The 732-nt window shown below is 67.1% G+C and carries 1 pseudogene; it reads right to left on the reverse strand.

Annotation, left to right across the window (positions count from 1 at the left end):
• Position 1: 1 nt before the first annotated feature.
• Positions 2 to 732 (reverse strand): annotated as a pseudogene (locus tag A5700_RS18885) (hypothetical protein); the annotation flags it as partial.

Below are 732 nucleotides of genomic sequence, written 5' to 3' on the forward strand. Positions count from 1 at the left end.
GCTACAGGACGCCGAAACTGGACGTGACCCAACGGACCGGGTCGACACACCGGAACGGTGCGATGCCCCGCGCGTGCAGCCGCTGGCCGCTGGGCGGCTGCCCCAGCGCCGACACGACGAAGAACCGGTGCCGCAAGCGCCTTGGCGTCGACGGGTTTTCGACCGCGGCGATGATGGACCCGGCGTTGAGCCGGGTGAGCAGGCTGCGCACCTCCTCGTGCAGCAGCTGCCCGTCGTTGTCGTCGTAGAGGACCGAGTCGGACGGGTCACGCAGGTAGGCGGCCCCCGCGTTGGACATGACCATGCTCCACTCGGACCCGTCGACGTCACGCAACGCGCGCAGGGCGTCGAACTTCGACAAGATGACGGCCAGGCGTGGCTCGCCGCCACCGATGGCCATCATCACGTTGTTCAGCACGTCACGCGGGTCGCCGCCGCTGACGGTCTGCGGCGGCAGCAGGTCTTGCAGTTGGTCCCGAATGGATTGCACGCGAAGGGGATCGAACATGAAGAACACGGCTTCGGCGTTGCTGAAGAACCGAAACGGTGCCGAATGCAGGTTGCCCGACTCCATGTCCTCCCCCGCGACGTCGCGCAGCACCAAATAGCGCTGCACGCCGTGCCAGATGCCCAGGCTGAAGATCAGCGGCTCACGCTGGGTGGACGTCTGGGTCATCATCGTCGGCGTCGGGGGGATCAGGCCGCGCTGCACGTACAGCGGCGTCTCGTAGT

Source organism: Mycobacterium sp. E1214 (genome assembly GCF_001666755.1).
GTDB lineage: Bacteria > Actinomycetota > Actinomycetes > Mycobacteriales > Mycobacteriaceae > Mycobacterium.